Raw genomic sequence first — 23,395 nt, 5'->3', positions numbered from 1 at the left:
TAAAACTATATAACAAGTGGATATTAGCATTACAAAAGCTAATTAACTAAAATATAAATAGCCGGAAGACATTAATTCTTCCGGCTATTTTATGCGATACAGAAATCTGCATCTAAGTTAAAAAATTGGTTTATTTTTTATTAGAACTTATAATTCAGACCTAATTGGAAAACTCTGTTGTTGTTTTCAGCAGCTGGTCTGCTTTTCTCGATCTTTGTCAAGCTGTTTGTGTATCTAGCACTGATTCCGATATTGTTAGTAATATCATATCCTAAACCTAGACCTAAACCAAAGTTGAATTTGTTGATATTATCTTTATTGATGTCATCAGACTGAGAGTTGCTTGTTGTTGTAGTTATTCCTCCTGTAGTACTTGCTACAGTAGCTTCTCCTTTAGTTTTTCCGTTGATAAAGTAGCTGAATTCAGGACCTGCTTCAATATAGAATTTATCCATAGGTCTCATCTGAACCATTAAAGGAACTGAAATATAGTTCATTGTTACTTTGCTTTCTCCTTTAGTCTTTACAGTAGTTGCTCCTGTAGTAGTCTCAGTTGAATAGGCTACATCTCTTGCCCCCATTTGGTTATATAAAACCTCTGGTTGAAAGCTGAATTGTTTAGAGATAGGAATGTTTACAAAAGCTCCGGCATGGAAACCTAATTTTTGGCTGTTCATTCCGAATGATTGCTCACTGAAATACGCTGAATTCCCTCCGGCTTTAATACCAAATCTAATAGGTTGAGCGTCTTTTTTAAGAGGTGATGTATTTACAGTTGTTGATTCCTGAGCAAAGGCTAATGTACCAGCAGTTAATGCCAGTCCTAAAAATAACTTCTTCATAATTTTTATTTTTTAATTTTTACTACTTGATGGTCTTTCAACCATTCGCGGTTTATTTTGCAAAATGCTTGCCAAACTTAAAAAACCTAGATACAAAGCCGTTTTCGAGAGGTTTTGCAATTGAAAAAAAGAGATGTTATACTTTGTTTTATATAAATTATTTCAATACATATGGAATATTTATGATAAATTTTATGTTAAATTTATTCTATATGGAAATATATCTTAATTGGTAAATAATTATATTTTCTAGTATTGAAAAACTTTAATTTTTAGATTTCAACCTGGAAAACAAAAAACCAGGCATTAAAAATACCTGGCTTACATCGAAAAATAATAAATATCTACTTGAATTTATAAGCTACACCTACCTGAAGGGCATTGTTTCTTATTTTGTAATCAGAATCACCATTATCCATAATATTTGTGATTCCTGCTGTAAATCTTGCTGTTACTCCAAAGTTTTGAGTAAAGTAATATCCTGCTCCAATACCGATTCCAAATTGAAATCTGTTATAAAGATCTGTATCTAACTTTTCAGAAAGACTCTCGCGAGTGGTAACTGTTGGACTATTCACAGATTTTCTGATTGTAGTAACATCATCTCCTTTGAATCTTCCACCTAACAAATATCCAAATTCAGGACCCGCCTCTACATAAAGCTGTGGAAGGATATTGTACTGAACCATAACCGGAAGAACAAGGTAATTAAAGTTTGCTTTATAATCAGCCTCTCTTCTATAGCTGTAATCGCCTACTAGAAACCTTTCTCTTTCCTCTATTTTTGCCCCTAATTGGCTGAAAAGAAGCTCAGGCTGAATACTGAATTTTTGAGCCACAGGAATATTAACAAAAACTCCCGCATGAAAACCAGCTTTCATCTTATTTTCATCATCATGATATTCACTATAATTACTATCTTCAGAAACGGTAGATAGATTTAATCCTCCTTTAACCCCGAAAGTAATAGGCGAAGATGACTTAGTTTTTTCCTGCGCATTAATGAAAAGGCTTCCTGCAAAAGCCACTCCTATGAATAATTTCTTCATGATTATTAATTTAAATTTTCATTTCACACTGTAGCAAAATTCCCGCCAAAGAGATAAAAATGATAAAAGTCATATGAAAGCGAAAAAGTCAGATTTAACAAGTAAACCTGACTTTTTCTATTGAAATCAAAATGTATTCTATTTATTATGGAAATATAAACCTATATTTCCGTTATCTATTTTTTAGCCTTTCATCAATATGCAGCAAAATTTTTTATATGATTTTTAAACTATTTTTTGATTTTAAAATCATAAAGTAAAAACTGTAACGTAAAGACACTTTCAAAACAGATACAATTAATACTCTATACGCAAATTCCTTGCCAAAAAAATGAAAAAGAGATTTAGATATAAAAAAACCGGATTACATAAATAATCCGGTTATAAGTTTTGTTCTTAAAGCTAAATGTTAAGCTTAGAATTTATAAGCTAAACCAATTTGGAATGCTCCGTTTTTGGTAGAGTCAGCACCACTAGGTTTATCTTTGTTGATATCAGTTAAACCTGCAACATATCTTACGTTAACACCAATGTTCTGAGTGAAGTAATAACCAGCACCAAGACCTAGTCCAAAATCAAAAGTTTTTAATCCGTCTTTAATATCTACAGAGCTAGAGTTATATTTTGCTTTTGCACTTACTAAGAAACCAAATTGAGGTCCTGCTTCTAAGTATAGGTTAGGAAGTGCGTTGTACTGGAACATTACCGGTACTGCGATATAATCTAAATTAGCTTTAAGATCAGTATTTCCTTTATATTTTGCTCCCATACCACTATATAAAACTTCCGGTTGTACAGAGAAATCCTGAGCTACTGGAATGTTAGCAAAAACTCCACCATAGAAACCAGCTTTTGATTTTGAATCACTATCAGTAAAGCTAGAAAGGTTAAGACCTGCTTTTAATCCAAATCTAACTGGAGATGAAGCTGTATTGCTTGAAGTTTTTTGTGCGAAAGAGAAAGTACCTGCTACTAATGCTAGGCCAAAAAGAATCTTTTTCATAAGTTTTTATTTAATAGTTTTTAAGTTTTGTTTAACACTTTCTTTATATTCAAATTGCGTGCCAAAAAATAAAAATAGTACTACTTATCTTTATAATAGAGTATTATGGATGATAATTTTAAATTCATTCCATAGAAAAGTTACAATATTTCATTAACATAATTTAAGATTTATAATAAAAAAAGACCAGATTAAAAATTTAACCTGATCTTTTATTGAATATAAAATTTGTTACTGAATGTTTAAGAAGCTTATTTAAATTTGTAAGCTAATCCTACTTGGAATACATTGTTTTTTACAGCATCACCAGAATTATTTTTATAAATATCTGTAAGACCTGCAGTGTATCTTGCTGTAATTCCTAAGTTTTGCGTGAAGTAATATCCTGCTCCAAGACCAATACCAAAGTTAAATGTCTTGAAATCATCTTTATTAAGAGATGCTACATGAGAATTTGTGTTACTATTGGTAGAGCTTTTGAATTTATCGTTAGCACTTACCAAGAATCCAAATTCTGGCCCTGCCTCAAAGAAAAAGTCAGGAGTTGCATTATATTGGAACATTACAGGTACTGCAACATATCCTAGATTTCTTGAATATTCATCTTTATATGTATTTCCTAATACTGAATATTCTCTTGTAACTTTGGAACCTAAATCATTATAAATAACCTCTGGTTGTACGCTAAATGAACTAGCTAGAGGGATATTAGCAAAAACACCTGCATTAAAACCAATTTTTGACTTAGAGTCACTTAAATCTGCACCGTTAGAAAGTGAAGAAACGTTCATTCCTCCTTTTACCCCAAATGATACAGGGCTAGAAGAAGTTTTTTGTTGAGCGAACGCTAATGTTCCTGCAGTTACTGCTAATCCTAAAATTAACTTTTTCATAACTTTAAATTTTTAATTTTTACTCTTTCTTAATTTTAAATTTTACTACTTGTTCACATTTCTGTTGAACGCTGGAGATCTTTCAAATTGCTTGCCAAAAAATAGTTTTCGGGAGGAAATCAATATAAAAACCACATGAAAAACAAGCTTGTTTAGTTGTAAATAATTAAATATCAATGATTTAAAAAACTAATTAAACATTTGTTTAGAGATAATCTAAATTGACAATTTTGTCAAAAGCAAGCGATAAGCAAGGCTTATTTTTTATGAAATCATGTTGTATTTCCCTGTTTATTGCAAAAAAAAGAGAACTTCAAAAGTATTTTCTGATTTGCAATTGGGCTTTATTGTATAAGATTGATTTCTTTAAACTGTACAATTAAACGCTGTTTATCTCATTTTGCTTTATTAATTTTGTAGATCTTATAAAATGATAACCTGATACTCTTACAAAACAGATCGTTGAATTTTGTAAGGATTCACTAATCTCTACAATATGAAAAAGTGCACATTGCTGCTGTTATTTCTTTTCTTTGAAAATACTTTCCAAGCCCAAATAGGCATTAATACTACAACACCTAATCTTTCTTCCGCACTCGAGGTTGTAGGCTCAGACAAAGGCGTTTTAATTCCCCGGATCGCACTGACAGGAAATTCGGATACCACAACAATACCTTCTCCTGCTCATTCTTTAATGATTTACAATACATCGTCTGCAAACGGAATGGCTCCAGGATATTATTATTGGAGTACACCTGCCGGACGATGGACAAAAGTACTGGATGATTTAACCCCTATCGTGATGACAGGATGGAGCCTTACCGGAAATTCAGGTATGGTAAATGGAGTTAACTTTATAGGAACTTCTGATAATGTAGATGTTATTTTTAAAAGAAATAATATAGTATCCGGTGTATTAAATACTACCAATACTATATTTGGAGTAAACAGTCTGGCAGCCAATACAGTTGGTCTTAATAATACTGCAGTGGGTGTTAATAACTTAATCTCGAATACCACAGGAAGTATGAATACAGCCATAGGAGCAGAGGTACTGAGCAGCAACAAATCCGGAATACAGAATACAGGTTACGGATACAGAGCTCTTTATTCTAATCTGGATGGAAATAATAATGTTGCCAATGGTTATTTTTCACTTTTCTCTGCTAAGAGTACCATAGGTAATGTGGGTATTGGAGCAAGTTCACTTAGGGAGCTGTTCTCCGGCGATGACAACATTGGAATAGGAGGAGATGCTTTCCGGATGCTTCCGGGAGGAAGAGGAAATACCGCTATTGGCGGATCTGCTGGATATAATTTAAATACAGCGAATAATTATAACACTTTTATCGGTTTCCGGGCAGGTACAGGACTTGTTTCAGGAAAAGCGAATACTATTATCGGAGCGAATGTAAGCGGATTGCCTGCTTCACTTTCAAATAACATTATCATTGCCGATGGTGACGGAAACAGAAGAATCAATATTGATCAGAACGGAAATATGGGTATTGGAACAAATACACCGAAATTCCCACTGGATATCCGGTTAAAAACTACCTCATGGCCTTTGGCGGCATCAAGTCTTACTTATTATGGTATAAGCCCGGATTTGGGATCTCCTGATGGAATCTTAACTACTTATTCAAATTATACTAATGATATAGGGACTTTCAACAGTAATACGTCTATTTATGCAGATGGAAATATTATATCGGTAGGAAAACTGAGTGTGGCACAAACCTCTCTTTTTTCAGATAAAAGAATCAAAAATATCATTGGGAAATCAGACACGACAAAAGATTTAACAATCCTAAAAAAGCTTGATATTACCGATTATTTTATGAAAGATGAGGCTGTGTATGGGAAACAGGAGTTTAAAAAGGTAATTGCTCAGGAAGTGGAAGCTGTATATCCGCAGGCGGTAAGTAAAAACAGTGTAAAAACTTTTATTCCCAATATTTATCAGCCAGCCCAACAAAATAACGCAGTTTTCACCTTTGAGAAACCCTTTGTTATTTCTAAAGAAGATCAATTTCTTAAAATATATGATGAAACTGGTGAAATTATTTTAGGAATTAAAAATAGTACCCCTAAGAGTATTACAGTAGATTTAGAAGGTAAAACGCTTAAAGGTAAGCTATTTGTTTATGGTACTGAGGTATCCGATCTGAGAACGGTAGATTATGATGCCTTATCTATGCTTAACATTTCGGCAACTCAGGAACTGGCAAAAAAAATAGAGGCGTTAGAAAATGAAAATAAAGCGTTAAAAAAATCGAATATAGAAATGCAGCAAAAGCAGATCATTTTTGAAGAACGTTTAAAACGTCTGGAGTCTTCTTTTACAAAACAGAAATAGTTTCAAGAATAATAAATACTAAACCCTGCTGAATGTAGCAGGGTTTAGTATAATATGATCTTCAGATAATGCTATAAAAATGGTTATGCATCATTCAGTTTTCTATAAAAAGATAAGGATTCAATGATGTTTTTTTGGCTGCACTGGTAATCATAATTACATTCACCAATACCAGTAAGTAAAGAAAAATTGATCTTACTGTCCACATTCTTTTTATCATTTAAAAGCAATGCTGTAATATCTTCATCTTTAAAATCACTGATATCTAAATAAGGATAATATCTTTGAATATTTTCAATAATTATTTTTGAATCTTCTTCTGAAATAAGGTTTTCAAGATAGGCAAGATGCGCTTCACAAATCATTCCCATTGCAACAGCCTCACCATGAAGAATTGGATTTTCCTGCTGTAAACACAAGCTTTCGACTGCATGACCAATTGTATGCCCGAAGTTCAGGGTTTTTCTGATATTGCTTTCATGGAAGTCCTTTTCTACAACGTCTTGCTTAATATCCATAGAATTCTGGATGTAAGGGGTTACAGCTTCCACATCAAGCTTATGAAGCTGAATCAGCTGATTCCAGTGAGCTTTATCTGCAATAAGACCGTGTTTCAGCATTTCAGCAAATCCACTTCTTAATTCTTTAAAAGGGAGTGTTTCTAAAAATTGAGGATAAATAAAAATCTGTTCCGGGAAAGCGAATGTTCCTACCATATTTTTATAATGCATCAGATCAATTCCTGTTTTCCCACCAATAGAGGCATCACACATAGATAAAAGGGTAGTAGGGATATTAATGAACTTGATTCCTCTTTTATAGGTAGATGCTACAAAACCTCCCATATCTGTAATTACGCCGCCGCCCAGGTTAATAACCAATGCTTTTCTGTCTGCCTGCATTTCTGTAAGAATTTCCCACAGCTGATTGGCTGTCTGAATATTCTTCATTTCCTCTCCTGCTTCAATCTCCAGAATTTCAAACCCAAGATCTGTTTCCATATTGCCTAAAAGAACGGGAAGACAGTATTCATGAGTGTTCTCATCCACCAAAATAAAAATTTTACTGAATGTTTTCTCGTGAAGAAAGGCGTTGAGCTGAGAAAAATTATCGTTTAATATTGTTATCATTTTCGAAAATATGTAAGATTAAAATGTAAACTATACTGCAAAGTTATGATTCTTAATTTTTAACTCGTAACTAAATTACTATCTTTGCAGAAATTTTTAGAATGAGCAGAGATAATAATAATTCAGACAGACCAAAGAGACCAAGAATTTCAACCAAGAAAAGTTCTGATGATTCTCGTGCTTCCAGATCTGGAAATTCTTCAGGATCAAAACCTTTTAAAAAGCCTTTCTCTAAAGATGGGGCAAGAAAAGGTCCCGAACATTCAGGATCCAACTCAAGATTTGAAAAGAAACCTTTCAAGAAAAACACAGGAACTTTTAATAGCTCTAGTGATGATTCTGAATCAAAATCTGAAAGTAGAGCTTATATCACGAATAAAAGTGAAAGCTACGAAAAGAAATCTTTTGGAAAACCTAAGAGAGGTGGAAAAAACTTCGATGCCAGAGATAAGTATGAAAGAGGTAGCTTAAAATATGGTAGAAGACCATCTAATGGAGATGATAGAAGTGAGGACAAGACAAGATCTTTTGTACAAAAGAGAAGATTGAATAAAATCGAAAAAGATGTTCATAAAGACAGCATCCGTCTTAATAAGTATATTGCTAATTCCGGAATCTGCAGCAGAAGAGAGGCTGATGAGCTTATCACACAAGGGCTTGTAGAGGTAAACGGAAAGGTAGTAGATGAAATGGGATATCAGGTACAAAAAACTGACAGGGTTGTTTTTGACGGACAAAGTATTACACCGGAAAAACCGGTTTATGTTCTTCTTAACAAACCAAAAGGGTATATTTCTACTACCAAGGACGATAAAGCAAGAAAAACAGTAATGGATCTTGTGGCAAACGCTTCTCCTTACAGATTGTTCCCAGTTGGAAGACTAGACCGTTCTACTACAGGGGTTATCTTATTGACTAATGACGGGCACATGACTAAAAAACTGACGCATCCATCTTTTGATGCTAAGAAGATTTACCATGTAACGTTGGATAAGAAATTAACTGGTGAAGATTTACGTCTTATTGCAGAAGGAATTCGTCTTGATGAAGGGGTAGCAGTAGTTGACCAAATTTCGTACATTGAAGGTAAGCCTAAAAATGAGATCGGAATTGAGATCCACATCGGATGGAACCGTGTTATCAGAAGAATTTTCCAAAGATTAGGATACGAAGTAGAAACTTTAGACAGAGTAATGTTTGCCGGATTAACGAAGAAGAACATCAAGAGAGGACACTGGAGAATCTTAACAGAACTGGAAGTGAACAACCTTAAAATGCTTTAAAATAATGATAAGCTATGAACCCAGGTTCAAGCTTTTGATTGAAATCATTATTGTTAAACAATAATTTTAAGTGTAAAGAATAAGAAGCGCAGAAACTAGTTTTCTGCGCTTTTTTGTATTATTAATTGGACGAAAATAGTATTTCATTTGGCATAAAACGGTCTCATCTATTTTAAATTTCATATTACTCCAAATAAAATGTCTCAGTAATGAGACATTTGTCGTAAATTTGAGGCATTAAGAATTTATGAATACTCAGCAAAAAATTATTGAGGCTGCGATATCAGTATTAAACGAGAATTTTTCGGCAACATTTGAGGATATTGCATTAAGTTGTGGTGTTAATAGGAGAACAGTTCACCGGTATTTTAAAAATCGAAATGAATTACTGGAAGCATGCAATAAGAATATGATGGACGCATGGGAGTTTACAGCTGTTAAAGCATGTGACAGCTCAGAAGACCCTTTAGTACAACTCGAACATTTATTATATGCAGGAATTGATAGCGGAACAAAGTATGCTTTTCTTATGAAGCTGAATGATAACACTACATCCTCTTCAGCAGGTTACGAAAGCAAGCAAAGTACAGCTTATAGCAAAAGAAGAAATCAATTATTTGATGCCATTCAGGAATTGCAAAAACAACAGGTGATAGATGATAAGCTTCCTTTGGCTTGGATAAGAATTATTTTCACTAGTGTGATTACGGCAACAATTACTGCTTGCAGATCTGGGGATATTGCTCAAAATGAAGTTAAAAAACTGGCCTGGTATTCATTCAGTAGAAGTATTGGTATACAATTAAATAAAAAATGATACATTCCTTTTTAATGATAGGGCAGTCCAATATGGCTGGTCGTGGTTATCGTAAAGAAGTTCCGTCTATCTATGATGAACATATTAAAATGCAGAGAAACGGACTATGGCAAATCATGTCTGAACCTATTAATTTTGACCGTCCTAGTGCCGGTGTTGGACTTGCTGCTTCATTTGCTGCGTCATGGAGACTCGACAACCCAAAAGAGGAGATAGGATTGATTCCATGCGCTGATGGAGGAACCAGTCTTGATGATTGGGCTGTAGGTGGGGCTTTATTTGAAAATGCAGTATCACAAGCTAAATTTGCACAACGAACAAGTAAGATTGCGGGGATCTTGTGGCATCAGGGAGAAAATGACTGTTCTCCGGAAAAAGCTGAGAAGTATGGTGATAAATTTTCTATAATCATAGAAGGTTTACGCAAGGAATTAAATATTCCTGAAGTTCCTCTAGTGATAGGTGGTTTAGGAAGCTTTCTATCCGAAGGGATTTTTGGGCAGTATTTTGCTTCGTACCCTTTAATTAATCAAGCATTGGAGGAATTTGCAAAAACCCAAGCAAACTGTTACTTTGTTACGGCAAAGGGACTTACAGCCAATGCTGACAATATTCATTTCAATGCCCTGTCACAAAGAGTATTGGGTGTCAGATATTATAGTGCATTCCGTGATTTAAAACATCTTCTTGATCCTAATCATGATGAAGAAAACGTATTAGCAACAATCTATAGTCGTTCTTATACCAAAACAGAAAAAATCAAACTGCTCGAACATGAATTTGCAATTGGAAATATTAAACCCAAAGATTTTCTTTCAGAATTAACTATATTGAATCAGGAGTAATCTATTAAGATCAAAAAAATAAAACAGCACCAATCATGATGCTGTTTTATTTTTATACATTTTAGTATATCTTAATATTTTATCCAAGTACGGTTACTCCTTTTTCAATCATTTCATAGATTGCATCCCTGCCATTATCAGGTTTTACATTTACAGCTTTGGTTCCGTTGAAGTGAAGACAGGTAATATATCCGTTTGCTACAGCATCCTGAGCAGTAAACTTTACACAATAATCCATTGCCAACCCTACGATTTCTACCAACTGTATATCATGATATTTCAAGAAATCATCCAAACCGGTTTTCATAAAGTGATTATTGTCCTGGAAACCACTATAGCTATCTATTTCAATATTCTTTCCTTTTTGTATGATATGAGTAACCTTGCTTTGGTTTAAGTCTTTATGGAATTCAGCCCCAAAAGTTCCCTGTACACAATGGTCCGGCCACATAAATTGAGGAACACCATTCAGGATAATGCTTTCTCCTACCTTACGTCCGTTACTGCTTGCAAAGCTTTTATGCCCTACAGGATGCCAATCTTGAGTTAAAACAATCTGATCATATTCATTTTCTTCCATCAAAAGATTGATATAAGGAATAATCTCATTGGATCCTGGTACTGCTAGTGCTCCGCCTTCACAAAAATCATTCTGTACATCGACGATTATTAATGCTTTTTTCATATTTTGATTTCTCGAATTTCTGATAAATTTACAAAACTAATTGGCAAAAATTTGTCCAAAACCGAATTATCGGACAAATCGGCAAAAAAAAATTAATGGCAGTAAGCTGGAAGAAAGAAGTTGGTAGTTACTTTTAGGGATGCAACGACGAACTGTCACCTTTAAAAGAAGTATCATTCATCATTACTTCCTTCTTCCATCACCCAGCTTCCAGCCTTTTAGCGTATCTTTGCAGAAAATAAATAGTTTTTATGTCATTTGAATCGTTAGGATTATCACACAATATTATTCGTTCTGTTAAGAAACTAGGGTATTTGAAACCTTTTCCAATTCAGGAACAGGCAGTACCTGTTATTCTGCAAGGAAAAGATCTTATGGGAATTGCACAAACAGGTTCCGGAAAAACGGCTTGTTTTGTAATGCCGATTTTAGAAAAGTTACAAAATACAGAAGCTAAGAAAGGACGTAATGTTCAAGTTTTAATATTGGTGCCTACTCGTGAATTAGCTATTCAGATTGATGAAGTTTTCAGAGCATTTACAGAAAATTTGAAACGTGAAATCCGTACCATGGCGGTTTATGGCGGTGTTTCTATTAACCCTCAGATGAAAGGAATGTTTGGGGTAGAAGTCCTTATAGCGACTCCCGGACGTTTATTGGATTTAATTGACCATAATGCACTGAGCATTTCAGAAATTCAGCATTTGGTGGTTGATGAAGCCGATAAGATGTTTCAATTAGGTTTTGGAGAGGAGATGAATAAACTTTTTGCTCTGATGCCTATAGTAAAACAAACGACTTTATTCTCAGCGACTTTAAATGATAAAATTGCTGAAATGAAAGAACGTTTATCTATTAATCCAACCATTATTGAAATTAAAAAAGAAGAAGTTGAGATTGATAATATTGAACAGTTTGCTTATCATGTTTCTCCTGAAAATAAAGGTCCTTTTTTACGATATCTCATTAAGGAAAAGAAAGTTGAAAAAGCATTGATATTTGTTTCATCTACAAGAGCTGCTGATAATTTAGTAGAAAAGCTTAAAAAGAATAAAATTAAGGCAGTGGCTATTCACAGTCAGAAGTCCCAGGGTGCCCGAAGAAATAATCTGGAAGAATTTAAATCTAATGGAGCACAGATTCTGGTAGCTACAGACTTAATTGGACGTGGAATTCATATTGATGATCTGCCTTGTGTTATCAATTACGAACTGCCGCGTTCCCCTTTGGATTACATTCACCGAATTGGTAGAACAGGCCGTGCCAACGAAAAAGGAACAGCTATTACGATTCTGACAGATGATGAGTTACAGCATTTCAGAGTCATTCAAAAGAAAATGGGTAAAAAAGTAACCTTAGAAAGAACAGAAGAAATTAATCTGCATGGTTACTAAAATATAAATTAAAAGCTCCGATTGTCTACAATGGGAGCTTTTTTGTATTCTATAAATAATCATGATAATTAACGTTTTTTTCATATTCATATTTCTTGAATTTTAATAAATTTACAGAATCAGATAAAGGTTTGTCCAAAACTGAATTGCCGGACAAACTAACAAAAATTAAAAGTTAAAAACCTGACCAATGAACGATCTTGAGAACAAAAAATTTCCAATAGGACAGTTTGAAGCACCGGAAAACATCTGTGATACCACTTTAGACACCTATATTAAAGCAATTAAAGACTTTCCCGGAAAACTGAAGAACCTCATTGAACATTTTACAGACGAACAGTTTGATACCCCTTATAGAGAAGGAGGATGGACGGTAAGACAGCTTGTTAATCATATCGCAGACAGCCATACCAACAGCTTTATCCGTTTCAAGTTAGCCCTTACCGAAGATAACCCAACCATCAAACCTTATGATGAAGCTAAATGGGCTGAACTTCAGGATAGCATTCATATGCCGATAAAACCAGCGATGAGAATACTAAAAGGAACTCACCAAAGATGGACGACACTTCTTAAAAGTCTTACCAATAAACAATTTGAAAGAACCTTTCATCATCCTGAACATAACAAAAATTATAATTTAAGGGATAATCTTGCCTTATATGTCTGGCATTGCAACCATCATTTTGCCCATATTGAAAATCTGAAGAAAGAAAAAGGTTGGTAAAAAAATACCTTAACCATCCAATATACTTTAAGGAAATTACAGACAGAATTTCCAAATTATCTGCAGACAGCCCGAAAAAATGGGGAAAAATGGATGTCTGTCAGATGTTAATGCATTGTGATCTAGTTCTTCAGGTTGCCTTGCGAAAAATTGAACTTCCCCGTATTCATCTTCTATTTGAGACAATAGGGATCCTTACAAAATTGGAAATGTATGTTTTCAATAACGGAATTCCCAGAAACATGCCTACTTTTCAAAAACTTATCGTTAATTTTGAGTGTGATTTTGATGAATCAAAGACCAATCTGCTGAAAACGCTGGAGGAATTCCGGGAAGCCTGTGAAAACAGAAAACTACCTGATAGCCACAGATTATTCGGAAACATGACTGAAAAAGACTGGGAATTTTTAGAATATAAACATCTAGATCATCACTTAAAACAATTTAATGTATGAGTTTTTTTGAAAAAATATTCGGTGGAAATAATAATGAAACCTCTGATAAAAAATCTTTCTGGAAAAATATAAAGTCTGAAGAAGACCTGGAAAAAGCCATTGAAAGTTCTTATCAGCATAAAATAGCGATATTCAAGCATTCAACAAGCTGTTTCATCAGCAAGACTGTATTGAGAAATTTTGAAAAAGAGGTTGAGAACTCTGATCAGCAGGTAGAAGTTTATTTTCTTGATCTATTAGCTCACCGCCCTCTTTCTAATAAAATTGCTGAGGATTTCGGGATAAGGCATGAAAGTCCGCAGCTTATTGTTATTGAAAACGGAAAGCCCGTTAACAGCGCTTCGCACCAGGACATTTCTTTAAGCCAGATCGTATAATGAAGAATATTAATAATTATTTAGCCAAAGTTTTAAACGTTCCTCTTCAAAGTGTGAACACCTGCAGCCTCCATTATGAAGTAAAAAAGATTCCTAAAAATCAGTTTCTTCTTCAGTATGGTGAAATATGCAGACATATATTCTTTGTAGAAAAAGGATTATTGAAAATGTACTCCATTGATAAGAACGGAAAAGAGCACATTATACAGTTCGCTCCAGAAAGCTGGTTGATTTCTGACCGAAGCAGTCTTTATTTCAATGAAAAATCCAATTATTATATAGAAGCGGTAGAGGATTCGGAAGTTTTATTTCTTCACCCTGATTTCTTCAATAAATTAGTAGAGCAATTCCCAAACAGTATTGAACGCAGTGATTTTCTGCTTCAGAAACATATCAGAAGTCTTCAAAACAGGATCAATTCCTTACTGGGAGAGACTGCAGAGGAAAGATATATGAAGTTTATTAAAATGTACCCGGATTTGCTTCTTAGAGTTCCTCAATGGATGATAGCTTCCTATCTTGGTATTACTCCTGAAAGTCTAAGCCGTGTAAGAAAAGAACTGGCGAGAAAGAACTTCGTTCCGGATAATAAGTAAAAGCTGGATGCTGGAAGAGGGAAGCTGGAAGTTATTTTGAGCACAAAAAAACTTCAGTTGTTATTGTTAAAATATTCTTTACAATATCAAATAAGAATTCGCTTAAGTCATTCTTAAAGCTACAACAACTTCCATCTTCCAGCCTCCATCTTCCTTACCTTAAATAAATCTTTTTAGCAAGCTGCCCAACCTGCTTGAGCTTAGCCTGTGTATCTTCTGACCAAGGAAGCCCGATACAAAGTCTCATACAGTTTTCAAACTGATCCTGAAAAGTAAACATTCTTCCAGGCGCAATACTTATATTCTGTTTAATAGCAAGATCATACAGCTCTGTAGTTCGGATTTTCTTATCAAATTCTACCCATAAGGACAATCCACCTTGCGGACGGCTGGTTTTGGTTCCTTCCGGAAAATATTCAGCAATGGTTTGTACGTAATTCTGATAATTACTCTGTAATGTCTTTCTAAGTTGCTGAAGGTGCTTTTCATACCTTCCGGACTTCAGGAAGTTTGCAACAGCTTCATTCACAATGGATATGGAAGAAGTAGAATGTAAAAGTTTAAGCTTTAAAATCTTTTCTTTATATTTTCCAGGCGCAATCCAGCCTACACGATATCCCGGGGCCAATGTTTTTGAAATAGAGCTGCAATAGAGTACATTTCCATCTTTATCAAAAGATTTGCAGCATTTAGGACGGGTAGAGCCAAAATAAAGGTCTCCATACACATCATCTTCAATCAACGGAATATTATTTTCTGAAAGGATTTTTACAATTTCTTTCTTATTCTCATCCGGCATACAACTTCCCAATGGGGAATTAAAATTAGGAATCAACAGACACAGATCAATTTTTGGGATCAGTTTTTTGAAAGCCTCAATTTCTATTCCGGTTGTTGGGTGGGTGGGTAATTCCAGCACTTTCAGCCCTAATCCATTGGCTAATTGAAGAATCCCCGGATAACAAGGGCTTTCAATAGCGATGGTATCGCCTGGTTTACCTAAGGCCATTAAACAGAAAGAGAGGGCATTCATACCACCGTTTGTAGTAATCAGGTCATTTTCATGAAGATTTCCGGCCCATTGTAATGAGCGTACGGCAATCATTCTTCTCAGTTTCAGATTTCCTTGCAGCTCTTCGTATTCTGTTCCGTCTTCCTTTAATTCTCTTATCGCATGTACAATCTCTTTTTTAAGCTTGGCTTGAGGAAGAAGATCTCCTGATGGAATTCCAATGGAAAAGAAAGTGATGTCCTTTTTACCCATATTTTCATAGACTTTACTGATCAATTCATCAGGTTCATCATTATTGGCTATCAAAGAAGGGCGGCTCACTTCAGGCAACGGAAGCTTTACAGACAACAATTGGCTTACAAAATAGCCGGATTGTGGCTTAGATTCTACAAGAGATTGAGATTCCAGTTCCAGGAAGACCCGTTTAGCGGTGTTCATGCTTACCTGGTGTTCATTGCATAGCATTCTTACAGAAGGGAGCTTATCTCCCGCCTTTAATACTCCGCCTCTGATCTGGGAGGCAATACCGTCTGCAATTTCTGTGTATAAAAATTCTTTACTCATTTTTTTAACTGTGCTCATGCAAATATACAAAACTGATACTGTGTTTGTTTATTTTTCCTCTTTAATTTTGTCCTCATAATTAAAAGCTTATCAAAATGATGACAAATACTATTTCAAAAGACCAGGCTGTAAGCGGATGGATCAATGGGTTCATAGGCGTATTGCTTTTCAGTGGTTCTATGCCTGCTACCAAACTTGCAGTGATGGAAATGGATCCTATATTTGCAACCATTGCCCGCGCAGTGATTGCAGGAATCTTAGCACTTTCCGTTTTATTGATTTATAAAGAAAAACGTCCGGCCAAAAATCAGCTATTTTCTCTTGTTCTGGTTGCTATAGGGTGTGTCATAGGATTTCCTTTGCTTTCCTCATTGGCATTGCAATACCTCACTTCTGCTCATTCCATTGTATTTTTAGGAATGTTACCTTTGGCTACTGCTATTTTCGGAGTTTTCCGTGGCGGAGAGAAACCACACCCAGTATTCTGGATCTTCTCTGTAATTGGAAGCCTCTTAGTTGTTGGTTATGCTTTTTCTCAGGGAATTTCAGCTTCTCCCATCGGAGATATTCTAATGCTTATTGCCATCATTTTGTGTGGAATGGGTTATGCAGAAGGAGCAAAACTTTCTAAAACATTGGGCGGATGGCAGGTAATTTCATGGGCTCTGGTTATATCTTTACCTATTATGCTCCCTTTATTTTTTATTTATTTTCCTTCCAATGTTGAGTCCATAAGCTTTAAAGGATGGTTCGGATTAGGGTATATTTCCCTGTTCAGTATGTTTATCGGGTTTATATTCTGGTATAAAGGATTGGCACAGGGTGGAATTACCACGGTAGGACAGCTTCAGCTATTACAACCGTTTTTTGGGCTTGCTTTGGCAGCCTATCTTCTTCATGAGCAGGTAAGTATTGGAATGCTTGGTATTACAGTTGGAGTTATTCTATGTGTTGTAGGTACTAAAAGATTTGCAAAATAGGCATTAACACCCCATTTATTATAAGTTGTAAACCCGTTTTCATCAATGAAAGCGGGTTTTTGCTATTTTATACAGTAATGTTCTTTCAACAAGATATGGGTTGAATAATTCTTAGGCTTTATGTATCTTAGGTTTAGCTTTCATCACAGCAAAATACGATGAAGTAAAGGCCGATAAACTTTGATAACCTACCTTATAAGCCACCTCGCTTAAAGTGTATTGTTGGGTATCAATCAGCTCAATGCTTTTTAATATTCTGGTCAGTTGAAGGTATTTTTGTAAGGTAATTCCAGTTTCATTTTTAAAATTTCGCTGAAGGCTGCGTACTGACATTTGTGCTTTGGCTGCAAGGGAATCAATATCCAGATTATATTTAAAATTGGCATTGATATCATTACAGACAGGAATCAGCCTTGTATCTTTAGGAATAGGAATTTCAAGCCCGTTGCTTTCTTTGCAGAAGTTAGGAAGGCTTTTCAGAATTGCTTTAAAGAAAATATCCTGTTCTTCGTTTTCATCCAAAGATTGGTTCCATTTTGAAGCATAGAGCAGCATTTCTTTTAAAACCGGCGGAACAGCAAATACATGAACATTCTGATAAAATCCTTCCTCAAAAACAGATTTGAATAGAAAAACCATCAGATTAACCGTTTTGGCTTCGGAAGTAATTTTATGAGCTTTTCCGGAAGGAACCCAGATCACGTGATGCTGTGGAACCAGATAAATTTTCTGATCAATGTGAAAATACTGATAACCATCTTCCACAAACGTTAGTTGGGCACGTTTGTGAACATGTTCGTAGTCGTCGTGTTTCCAGTCTTTTTCAAGCCATACGTAAGCTTCTTTCTCGATGGTGTCTACAAACTGGCTCTGTGTTTTTTCAATCAGTCCACATTTCATACTGTCGTTTTGTATATATTTTTTGGCAAATTTAATAAAAACGACAGTATTAATTTTGTAATATTAATTTATATCCTGTTCAGAATGAAAAAAATATGTTCTTTTTTTATCTTAATTTTACTATTTAACACCACACAGATTATGGCACAAAATAAAGCTAAAATACTGGTTCTTATCCATTCAGATAATGGTGGTACCTACGAACTGGCCAAAGAAATTGCCAAAGGTATTGAGAGTGAGAACAACGCAACTTCTTATATCAAACTGGTAAAACCATCACAGAATCCTAACCTGAAAAGCTTACCTATTGCAACCGTAGATGAGCTTCCTAATTATGATGGAATTGCTTTCGGATCCCCTGTTTATTTCGGAAACATCAGTACCGGAATGAGTGAATTTTTATCTAAAACCGTTCAACTTTGGACAAATCATGCTTTGGAAGGAGTTCCGGCAACTGTATTCATGTCTGCAGGAAGCGGTGCAGGAAAAGAACTGGCACTTCAGGCATTCTGGAATAGTCTTGCTGTACACGGAATGATTTTAGTTTCTAATGGAATTCGTGGTACTGAAGAGCTTAACAAAGCTATTCCACAAGGAAATTCGGTATTAGGAATCACAACTATGGCTTCTCTGAAAGATGTTGAACGTCCAACAAAAGGAGAGAGATCTTTGGCAGAACTTCAAGGGAAGAATTTTGCAAAAGTATCGTTAGCTTTAAAAGAGACACGTCCGAAAAGAACAGCTGCCATCGTTGAAAATCATCAGAATTTTAATGAAGTTTTAAAACAGAAAAATATTGTTCTTCCACAAGTTCCTAAACCTGCTGGAAATTATCAACCCTTTGTACGTTCAGGAAACCTTGTGTTCATCAACCAAGTGGCTTTAAAGGATGGAAAAATTTTCAATGCCGGAAAATTAGGAGTAGATGTTAATGAACAACAGGTAAAAGATGCCACCAAAGTGACTATGCTGAATGTCCTTTCAGTGCTTAATGAAGCAGTTGGTGGTGATCTGGGCAGAGTAAAACAATGTGTACAGCTTACTGGAATATTCAATACAAAGGATGATTATACCAAACATGCTGATCTGATGAATGTAGCTTCTGATCTTACGGCAGAGGTTTTTGGAGATAAAGGAAAGCATGCAAGAGCAACATTTGGGGCATCTTCTATTCCTGTGAATTCTTCAGTGGAGATTCAGGCTGTTTTTGAAGTGGAGTAAATTTTTCCCGTGGATCTCACAGATCTCACTGGAAAATATATAATAAATTAATAGCGCAAATAGATTAATATTTGCGCTATTTTTATGCTTTGTTGGGAGATTATTTAATATCACGCTGATTTTGCTGATTAAGCAGATTTTTTTAACCATAGATCTTCATGGATTAACACAGATAATAATGGAAAAGGAAACAGATAAAACCTGTAGATTTTTTTTAATTTCTCGCGGATCTTGCTGATTGAACAGATGATTGTGAGTGAAAAATTATCAGTTACTAAGCAAACTGATAAGATCTGCGTTATTTCCGGAATCTGCGAGAATCTTATTAAGAAAGCTGGGTAAAGACTTCCGCAATAATCTGTATACTTTGTTCCAATTGTTCTTCTGAAACAGAACCATAGCTTAATCTGAAACCGTTGACATGATTTCGGCTGTATTGCTTTGGATGGATGATCTTAATGTTTTTCTCCAATAATAATGAAGTAGCTTTATCCCAATCAAGTATTGTTTTTGGAACAATCCAAAATGCCAATCCACCTTCAGGTAAGGTAAAATGAGCGAGATCTTTCATGTACTTATTTAAAAGGTTATATACGAAATCTCTTTTGCTTTTATAATGAGCCGTTGCTTTTCTGATGTGTTTTTTTACCGCTCCTTCTTTAATAAGTTGCAAAACGGCCTGCTCCATAATAACATCTCCATGCACATCAATGATCTTTCTTAAGCTTCCGATTTTTTGTAATAAATCCTGATTTTTAGTGGCCAGATATCCAATTCTCAATGCTGGAGCAACCACCTTACTTAGAGTTCCCACATATACATAATAATTCAATTCCGGAAAACTTGAAAGAGGAAGAATAGGGCGGTAACCGAAATGAAATTCATTATCGTAATCATCCTCAATGATCGTTATATGATGCTGATTGGCTAGTTCTATCAGCCTTAAACGTCTCGATAAACTTAAAGTAACCATTGTTGGATACTGCCTGTGAGGTGTAATATAGATTGCTTTGATGTTTTTATGCTGAGATAAAAGTTTTTCAATAGCCTGTACATTAATTCCTTCTTCATCCACAGAAACAGGAAGAAGCTGAGCTCCCGAATATTCAAAGGCCTGCCATGCCGGCTGATAACCAGGATCTTCTACAATAACATAATCTCCAGAAGTTAAAAGACTTTGAGCGGTCAGAAACATAGCCATTTGACTTCCTCTTGTAATGGATATTTCCTGTTCGTTAATTTGCATTCCTCGCTGATGATTCAACATTTGAGAGATCATTTTCCGAAATTCTATATCTCCATGTTCATCTCCATAGCCCATCATCTGCCATTTTGCTTTGATGCCGAAGATCTGGCGGTAGGCTCTTGCCAGTTCTGTTACCGGAGCTATTTTACTGTCCGGATGACCATCATCAAAATTAACTATTGCACCATGGGTTATCACGGGGTGGTCCAAAGCATCGGATAGCCTTTCAGTTCTATTTTCGTGTAAAGCAGGAAGCTGATCCGAAACAAAAATTCCTTTTCTCTCCTTAGAAATCACCCATTCCTCATTCATTAAAACCTGATAAGCTTCAACCACCGTATTTCTATTGATTTTCAGCATAGTGGCAAGATTCCGGCTGCCAGGAAGGGTATCACTGGGTTTCAATCTTCCGGAGCGGATATCTGCAATAATGGTATCTGCTATTTGTAAATAAACTGCTTTATCAAGCTTTTTATCAATTTCGAATTCTAATTTCCAAGGTCTTAACATCTGGACTATCTATTTATATAAAAACTGAATCATTTAAACAGTCCAAATATAAAATAATTTTGTCATGCAATAAAGCACAGAATCTTTAAATTTTAAAATCATGGACAAAAAACAGTTCAGTTCAAAAGACTTTCACGAAACGTATGCAAGACCAAAGTATGTAAAACCAGCTCATTTAATTCATAAAAATGTAGAAAATGCAGGGGAACACAATCAGTTTTCAACAGAAAGGAAACACCCGGTTTTCTTTGTGGATCTTCCCAGTAAAAATGTTAGCATGACGATTGGCGGATTACTTCCGGGACAACAAACCAACAGACATCGTCACACTTATGAAACCGTATTGTTTGTACTTGAAGGAAAAGGATGGACAGAAGTGGAAGATGAAAGAGTGCATTGGGAAACGGGAGATGCCGTTTATATTCCATCATGGGCATGGCATAAGCACCAGAATCTGAGTGATACGGAACCTGCCAAATATATTGCCTGCGAAAATGCTCCACAGCTTCAGAATTTAGGAGTAGCCCTGAGGGAAGAAGAGGGTAGAGACCTTTAATACTTATGCGTTTAACTATTAGAGACCATTTTGGCTGATTTTCTTTTTCAATTGAAATTTTATTTAAGCTTACATCTCTCTTGATGGGTTAAACTATTTACTACAAATTATTTATAATTATTAAACAAGTAAAACATGAAAAATGTTCCATTTAAGGGGATTATCGCTTATCCTATAACGCCTTTCGATGAAAATGAAAAAGTAGATATTTCTCTTTTCAAACACTTAGTAGAAAGGTTAATCACTTCCGGAAGCCATGGGATTGCTCCTTTGGGAAGCACAGGGGTAATGCCTTATCTCTCTGATGAAGAAAAGGAAGAGGTTACAGAAGCTACTTTACAACAGGTAAACGGAAGAATTCCAACTCTTGTTGGGGTTTCCAATCTTACCACAGAGAAAACGATTCATCATGCCCAATTTGCGGAGAAAGCAGGAGCTGATGCTGTGATGATCATTCCGATGAGCTATTGGAAACTTACAGATGACGAAATTGTTGCCCATTATGATGCTGTTGCCCAAAAAATTTCTATTCCAATTATGGCTTACAATAATCCGACAACAAGTGGAGTAGACATGTCTCCCTCTCTATTAAAAAGACTGCTTGAAATTCCTAATGTTACCATGATCAAAGAAAGTACAGGAGATATTCAGAGGATGCATTATTTAAGAAAAGAACTGGGAGAAGAGGTGGCTTTTTATAATGGTTCAAATCCTTTGGCTCTTGCTGCATTTTCTGCTGGAGCAAGAGGCTGGTGTACTGCAGCACCCAATCTTATCCCTGAGCTTACTATCAGTCTTTACAATGCCGTAGAAGAAGGTAATCTTGAGAAAGCAAAATCTATTTTCTATAAACAGTTTGATCTTTTAAAATTCATTGTCAACAAAGGATTGCCAAGAGCTGTGAAATCAGGGTTGAATATTCTTGGTGAAGACGGCGGGAATTTAAGAAGTCCATTAAAGCCATTACATGAAAAAGAAACAGAAGAATTAAAAAATATCATTAAAACCCTTATCAATTAACTTATGAAAAAGTCCATTTTTTATCATGCAGGATGTCCTGTATGCATTAGTGCAGAACATGACATTGTAAATCTTATAGGATTAGAGAATGTTGAAATTATCCACTTGGGTCATGAAAAAAGTAAAATTAAAGACGCAGAAAAGGCAGGTGTAAAATCTGTCCCTGCTTTAATAACACCTAACGGAAATGTTCTTCATATTAATTTTGGAGCATCTATTGAAGAGGTAAAAAATTAGTATTATTAATCTTGTATCAACGGCTCAATACATTGAGCCGTTGATTATTTTTTAAATTATAGCATTTCCTTCTACGCCGTCAGAATTATTAGTTTTATGACCTGTTATTGCTGACGCAACAAAACTAAAGAGACTGACCAGTTTTCCCGCTTTGGTATCCCAATAGTAGGTTTCTTTAGGCTCTACACGGATAATCGTAACATTGGGATCATCTTTCCCATCAAACCAGGCTTTAGCCAACGGAGACCATTTTTCTTCTATTGTTTCCCTATCCTTATAAACAGAAGCTTTTCCATATACTGAAAGGTATTGAGAATCTTTATTGTTCATGAAGAATAGTTGTACCCGCCGGTCTTCTTTTATTTCAAAATTCTTGTTGCTGGTTCCACTACTAATGAACCAAAGGTTACCGCTGTCATCTGTTTCCTGTAACGTCATAGGACGTGAATTGACTGGTACCGTTTCCAATTCTGTACAGAACATACATATTTTTGCATTTTCCGACAGTTCTTTGATCTTTCTGATCGCTTCTAGATGGGTGAGATTTTGTGTTGACATATTATTATATTTTAAGTGATTGGTTGAATAGTGAAAAATTCCACAGAAATAGAATTCATTGTAGTAAAATATTCAAATACCTTACCAAATGGGATAAAAATATGTTGTCTCCCTTTAAGTTTTGATAGGAGTGTTG

Annotated in this window: 24 protein-coding genes; 14 read left to right on the top strand and 10 right to left on the bottom strand. The window is 35.2% G+C overall.

The genetic code is table 11. The annotated features are described in order from the left end of the window. Positions 1-140: 140 nt before the first annotated feature. From BLS98_RS12180 to BLS98_RS12165, 4 genes are all read right to left on the bottom strand, one after another. Entirely contained in the window at positions 141-842 is a 702-nt protein-coding gene (locus BLS98_RS12180; protein ID WP_089736771.1) for a porin family protein, read from the bottom strand. A 344-nt stretch (positions 843-1,186) separates the two neighbouring features. Further along, on the bottom strand, positions 1,187-1,891 hold the full coding sequence (locus tag BLS98_RS12175) for a porin family protein (protein WP_089736770.1): 705 nt from the start codon (positions 1,889-1,891) through the stop codon (positions 1,187-1,189). A gap of 415 nt (positions 1,892-2,306) precedes the next feature. Then, complete coding sequence (locus BLS98_RS12170; protein ID WP_089736769.1) at positions 2,307-2,894, bottom strand: porin family protein; 588 nt, start codon at positions 2,892-2,894, stop codon at positions 2,307-2,309. A 251-nt stretch (positions 2,895-3,145) separates the two neighbouring features. Then, positions 3,146-3,787 (bottom strand): porin family protein, encoded by a 642-nt coding sequence (locus tag BLS98_RS12165; RefSeq protein ID WP_089736768.1) that lies wholly within the window; start codon positions 3,785-3,787, stop codon positions 3,146-3,148. 496 nt (positions 3,788-4,283) lie between these two features. Here BLS98_RS12165 and BLS98_RS12160 point away from each other — a divergent pair, with 496 nt between their 5' ends. Continuing rightward, positions 4,284-6,146 carry a tail fiber domain-containing protein gene (locus BLS98_RS12160; RefSeq protein ID WP_089736767.1) on the top strand — a complete coding sequence of 621 codons (1,863 nt, stop codon included), beginning with the start codon at positions 4,284-4,286 and terminating at the stop codon, positions 6,144-6,146. A gap of 83 nt (positions 6,147-6,229) precedes the next feature. Here the strand turns inward: BLS98_RS12160 and aroB are convergent, their stop codons facing one another. Continuing rightward, the gene (aroB, locus tag BLS98_RS12155; RefSeq protein WP_089736766.1) at positions 6,230-7,276 is read right to left on the bottom strand and encodes a 3-dehydroquinate synthase; all 1,047 of its coding nucleotides are present in this window, start codon (positions 7,274-7,276) and stop codon (positions 6,230-6,232) included. 101 nt (positions 7,277-7,377) lie between these two features. Here aroB and BLS98_RS12150 point away from each other — a divergent pair, with 101 nt between their 5' ends. The 3 genes from BLS98_RS12150 (at position 7,378) to BLS98_RS12140 (ending at position 10,221) form a co-directional block, all read left to right on the top strand. After that, the gene (locus tag BLS98_RS12150; RefSeq protein ID WP_089736765.1) at positions 7,378-8,559 is read left to right on the top strand and encodes a pseudouridine synthase; all 1,182 of its coding nucleotides are present in this window, start codon (positions 7,378-7,380) and stop codon (positions 8,557-8,559) included. A 247-nt stretch (positions 8,560-8,806) separates the two neighbouring features. Then, the gene (locus tag BLS98_RS12145) at positions 8,807-9,376 is read left to right on the top strand and encodes a TetR/AcrR family transcriptional regulator (RefSeq protein WP_089736764.1); all 570 of its coding nucleotides are present in this window, start codon (positions 8,807-8,809) and stop codon (positions 9,374-9,376) included. Next, a complete protein-coding gene (locus tag BLS98_RS12140) occupies positions 9,373-10,221 on the top strand; it encodes a sialate O-acetylesterase (protein ID WP_089736763.1) in 849 nt (282 codons plus the stop codon). Before BLS98_RS12145 ends, BLS98_RS12140 begins: the two co-directional genes overlap by 4 nt. Positions 10,222-10,300: 79 nt before the next feature. Here the strand turns inward: BLS98_RS12140 and pncA are convergent, their stop codons facing one another. Then, entirely contained in the window at positions 10,301-10,906 is a 606-nt protein-coding gene (gene pncA, locus BLS98_RS12135; protein ID WP_089736762.1) for a bifunctional nicotinamidase/pyrazinamidase, read from the bottom strand. A gap of 251 nt (positions 10,907-11,157) precedes the next feature. Here pncA and BLS98_RS12130 point away from each other — a divergent pair, with 251 nt between their 5' ends. The 5 genes from BLS98_RS12130 (at position 11,158) to BLS98_RS12110 (ending at position 14,455) form a co-directional block, all read left to right on the top strand. Then, entirely contained in the window at positions 11,158-12,300 is a 1,143-nt protein-coding gene (locus tag BLS98_RS12130; protein WP_089736761.1) for a DEAD/DEAH box helicase, read from the top strand. Between the two features lie 190 nt (positions 12,301-12,490). Continuing rightward, the gene (locus BLS98_RS12125) at positions 12,491-13,027 is read left to right on the top strand and encodes a YfiT family bacillithiol transferase (RefSeq protein ID WP_089736760.1); all 537 of its coding nucleotides are present in this window, start codon (positions 12,491-12,493) and stop codon (positions 13,025-13,027) included. After that, positions 13,021-13,482 carry a DUF1569 domain-containing protein gene (locus BLS98_RS12120; RefSeq protein WP_228425151.1) on the top strand — a complete coding sequence of 154 codons (462 nt, stop codon included), beginning with the start codon at positions 13,021-13,023 and terminating at the stop codon, positions 13,480-13,482. Before BLS98_RS12125 ends, BLS98_RS12120 begins: the two co-directional genes overlap by 7 nt. Further along, the gene (ytxJ, locus tag BLS98_RS12115) at positions 13,479-13,859 is read left to right on the top strand and encodes a bacillithiol system redox-active protein YtxJ (protein ID WP_089736759.1); all 381 of its coding nucleotides are present in this window, start codon (positions 13,479-13,481) and stop codon (positions 13,857-13,859) included. The genes BLS98_RS12120 and ytxJ overlap by 4 nt, the downstream gene beginning before the upstream one ends. Then, positions 13,859-14,455 (top strand): Crp/Fnr family transcriptional regulator, encoded by a 597-nt coding sequence (locus BLS98_RS12110; protein WP_066693650.1) that lies wholly within the window; start codon positions 13,859-13,861, stop codon positions 14,453-14,455. Before ytxJ ends, BLS98_RS12110 begins: the two co-directional genes overlap by 1 nt. Before the next feature lie 154 nt (positions 14,456-14,609). Here BLS98_RS12110 and BLS98_RS12105 read toward each other — a convergent pair whose 3' ends face one another. Continuing rightward, the gene (locus BLS98_RS12105) at positions 14,610-16,031 is read right to left on the bottom strand and encodes an aminotransferase-like domain-containing protein (protein WP_089736758.1); all 1,422 of its coding nucleotides are present in this window, start codon (positions 16,029-16,031) and stop codon (positions 14,610-14,612) included. A gap of 95 nt (positions 16,032-16,126) precedes the next feature. On the opposite strand from BLS98_RS12105, the gene BLS98_RS12100 reads away from it, so the two are divergent. Beyond that, positions 16,127-17,011 (top strand): DMT family transporter, encoded by an 885-nt coding sequence (locus BLS98_RS12100; protein WP_089736757.1) that lies wholly within the window; start codon positions 16,127-16,129, stop codon positions 17,009-17,011. 111 nt (positions 17,012-17,122) lie between these two features. Here the strand turns inward: BLS98_RS12100 and BLS98_RS12095 are convergent, their stop codons facing one another. Beyond that, positions 17,123-17,911: an AraC family transcriptional regulator gene (locus BLS98_RS12095; RefSeq protein ID WP_228425153.1), complete on the bottom strand. Its 789-nt coding sequence runs from the start codon at positions 17,909-17,911 to the stop codon at positions 17,123-17,125. Positions 17,912-17,995: 84 nt separating this feature from the next. Between BLS98_RS12095 and BLS98_RS12090 the strand changes: the two genes are divergently transcribed. Continuing rightward, the gene (locus tag BLS98_RS12090; protein WP_089736755.1) at positions 17,996-19,132 is read left to right on the top strand and encodes an Atu1372/SO_1960 family protein; all 1,137 of its coding nucleotides are present in this window, start codon (positions 17,996-17,998) and stop codon (positions 19,130-19,132) included. 325 nt (positions 19,133-19,457) lie between these two features. On the opposite strand, the gene pdxR is transcribed toward BLS98_RS12090, so the two are convergent. After that, entirely contained in the window at positions 19,458-20,888 is a 1,431-nt protein-coding gene (gene pdxR, locus BLS98_RS12085; protein WP_089736754.1) for a MocR-like pyridoxine biosynthesis transcription factor PdxR, read from the bottom strand. A gap of 100 nt (positions 20,889-20,988) precedes the next feature. Between pdxR and BLS98_RS12080 the strand changes: the two genes are divergently transcribed. The 3 genes from BLS98_RS12080 to BLS98_RS12070 all read left to right on the top strand — a co-directional run bounded on the left by BLS98_RS12080 (position 20,989) and on the right by BLS98_RS12070 (position 22,701). Beyond that, positions 20,989-21,444, top strand: a complete 456-nt coding sequence (locus BLS98_RS12080; protein WP_089736753.1) for a cupin domain-containing protein — start codon at positions 20,989-20,991, stop codon at positions 21,442-21,444. Positions 21,445-21,579: 135 nt separating this feature from the next. Continuing rightward, complete coding sequence (locus BLS98_RS12075) at positions 21,580-22,464, top strand: dihydrodipicolinate synthase family protein (RefSeq protein ID WP_089736752.1); 885 nt, start codon at positions 21,580-21,582, stop codon at positions 22,462-22,464. Between the two features lie 3 nt (positions 22,465-22,467). Then, the gene (locus BLS98_RS12070) at positions 22,468-22,701 is read left to right on the top strand and encodes a thioredoxin family protein (RefSeq protein WP_089736751.1); all 234 of its coding nucleotides are present in this window, start codon (positions 22,468-22,470) and stop codon (positions 22,699-22,701) included. A gap of 51 nt (positions 22,702-22,752) precedes the next feature. On the opposite strand, the gene BLS98_RS12065 is transcribed toward BLS98_RS12070, so the two are convergent. Further along, positions 22,753-23,259, bottom strand: a complete 507-nt coding sequence (locus BLS98_RS12065; RefSeq protein WP_089736750.1) for a pyridoxamine 5'-phosphate oxidase family protein — start codon at positions 23,257-23,259, stop codon at positions 22,753-22,755. Positions 23,260-23,395: the final 136 nt, after the last annotated feature.

The sequence above is a fragment of the Chryseobacterium jejuense genome (assembly GCF_900100075.1).
Lineage (GTDB): Bacteria > Bacteroidota > Bacteroidia > Flavobacteriales > Weeksellaceae > Chryseobacterium > Chryseobacterium jejuense.
Note: the sequence above shows the minus strand (reverse complement) of the source record. Positions and strands in the feature narration are given on the sequence as shown.

Excerpts from the sequence above, each read along its gene's own strand:
- BLS98_RS12090 (WP_089736755.1), top strand. The coding sequence starts at position 17,996 with ATGAAAAAAATATGTTCTTTTTTTATCTTAATTTTACTATTTAACACC.
- BLS98_RS12140 (WP_089736763.1), top strand. The coding sequence starts at position 9,373 with ATGATACATTCCTTTTTAATGATAGGGCAGTCCAATATGGCTGGTCGT.
- BLS98_RS12145 (WP_089736764.1), top strand. The coding sequence starts at position 8,807 with ATGAATACTCAGCAAAAAATTATTGAGGCTGCGATATCAGTATTAAAC.
- BLS98_RS12180 (WP_089736771.1), bottom strand. The coding sequence starts at position 842 with ATGAAGAAGTTATTTTTAGGACTGGCATTAACTGCTGGTACATTAGCC.
- pncA (WP_089736762.1), bottom strand. The coding sequence starts at position 10,906 with ATGAAAAAAGCATTAATAATCGTCGATGTACAGAATGATTTTTGTGAA.
- BLS98_RS12075 (WP_089736752.1), top strand. The coding sequence starts at position 21,580 with ATGAAAAATGTTCCATTTAAGGGGATTATCGCTTATCCTATAACGCCT.
- BLS98_RS12100 (WP_089736757.1), top strand. The coding sequence starts at position 16,127 with ATGATGACAAATACTATTTCAAAAGACCAGGCTGTAAGCGGATGGATC.
- BLS98_RS12105 (WP_089736758.1), bottom strand. The coding sequence starts at position 16,031 with ATGAGTAAAGAATTTTTATACACAGAAATTGCAGACGGTATTGCCTCC.
- BLS98_RS12175 (WP_089736770.1), bottom strand. The coding sequence starts at position 1,891 with ATGAAGAAATTATTCATAGGAGTGGCTTTTGCAGGAAGCCTTTTCATT.
- ytxJ (WP_089736759.1), top strand. The coding sequence starts at position 13,479 with ATGAGTTTTTTTGAAAAAATATTCGGTGGAAATAATAATGAAACCTCT.
- BLS98_RS12170 (WP_089736769.1), bottom strand. The coding sequence starts at position 2,894 with ATGAAAAAGATTCTTTTTGGCCTAGCATTAGTAGCAGGTACTTTCTCT.
- BLS98_RS12095 (WP_228425153.1), bottom strand. The coding sequence starts at position 17,911 with ATGAAATGTGGACTGATTGAAAAAACACAGAGCCAGTTTGTAGACACC.
- BLS98_RS12065 (WP_089736750.1), bottom strand. The coding sequence starts at position 23,259 with ATGTCAACACAAAATCTCACCCATCTAGAAGCGATCAGAAAGATCAAA.
- aroB (WP_089736766.1), bottom strand. The coding sequence starts at position 7,276 with ATGATAACAATATTAAACGATAATTTTTCTCAGCTCAACGCCTTTCTT.
- BLS98_RS12080 (WP_089736753.1), top strand. The coding sequence starts at position 20,989 with ATGGACAAAAAACAGTTCAGTTCAAAAGACTTTCACGAAACGTATGCA.
- pdxR (WP_089736754.1), bottom strand. The coding sequence starts at position 20,888 with ATGTTAAGACCTTGGAAATTAGAATTCGAAATTGATAAAAAGCTTGAT.
- BLS98_RS12165 (WP_089736768.1), bottom strand. The coding sequence starts at position 3,787 with ATGAAAAAGTTAATTTTAGGATTAGCAGTAACTGCAGGAACATTAGCG.
- BLS98_RS12130 (WP_089736761.1), top strand. The coding sequence starts at position 11,158 with ATGTCATTTGAATCGTTAGGATTATCACACAATATTATTCGTTCTGTT.
- BLS98_RS12150 (WP_089736765.1), top strand. The coding sequence starts at position 7,378 with ATGAGCAGAGATAATAATAATTCAGACAGACCAAAGAGACCAAGAATT.
- BLS98_RS12110 (WP_066693650.1), top strand. The coding sequence starts at position 13,859 with ATGAAGAATATTAATAATTATTTAGCCAAAGTTTTAAACGTTCCTCTT.
- BLS98_RS12125 (WP_089736760.1), top strand. The coding sequence starts at position 12,491 with ATGAACGATCTTGAGAACAAAAAATTTCCAATAGGACAGTTTGAAGCA.
- BLS98_RS12070 (WP_089736751.1), top strand. The coding sequence starts at position 22,468 with ATGAAAAAGTCCATTTTTTATCATGCAGGATGTCCTGTATGCATTAGT.
- BLS98_RS12160 (WP_089736767.1), top strand. The coding sequence starts at position 4,284 with ATGAAAAAGTGCACATTGCTGCTGTTATTTCTTTTCTTTGAAAATACT.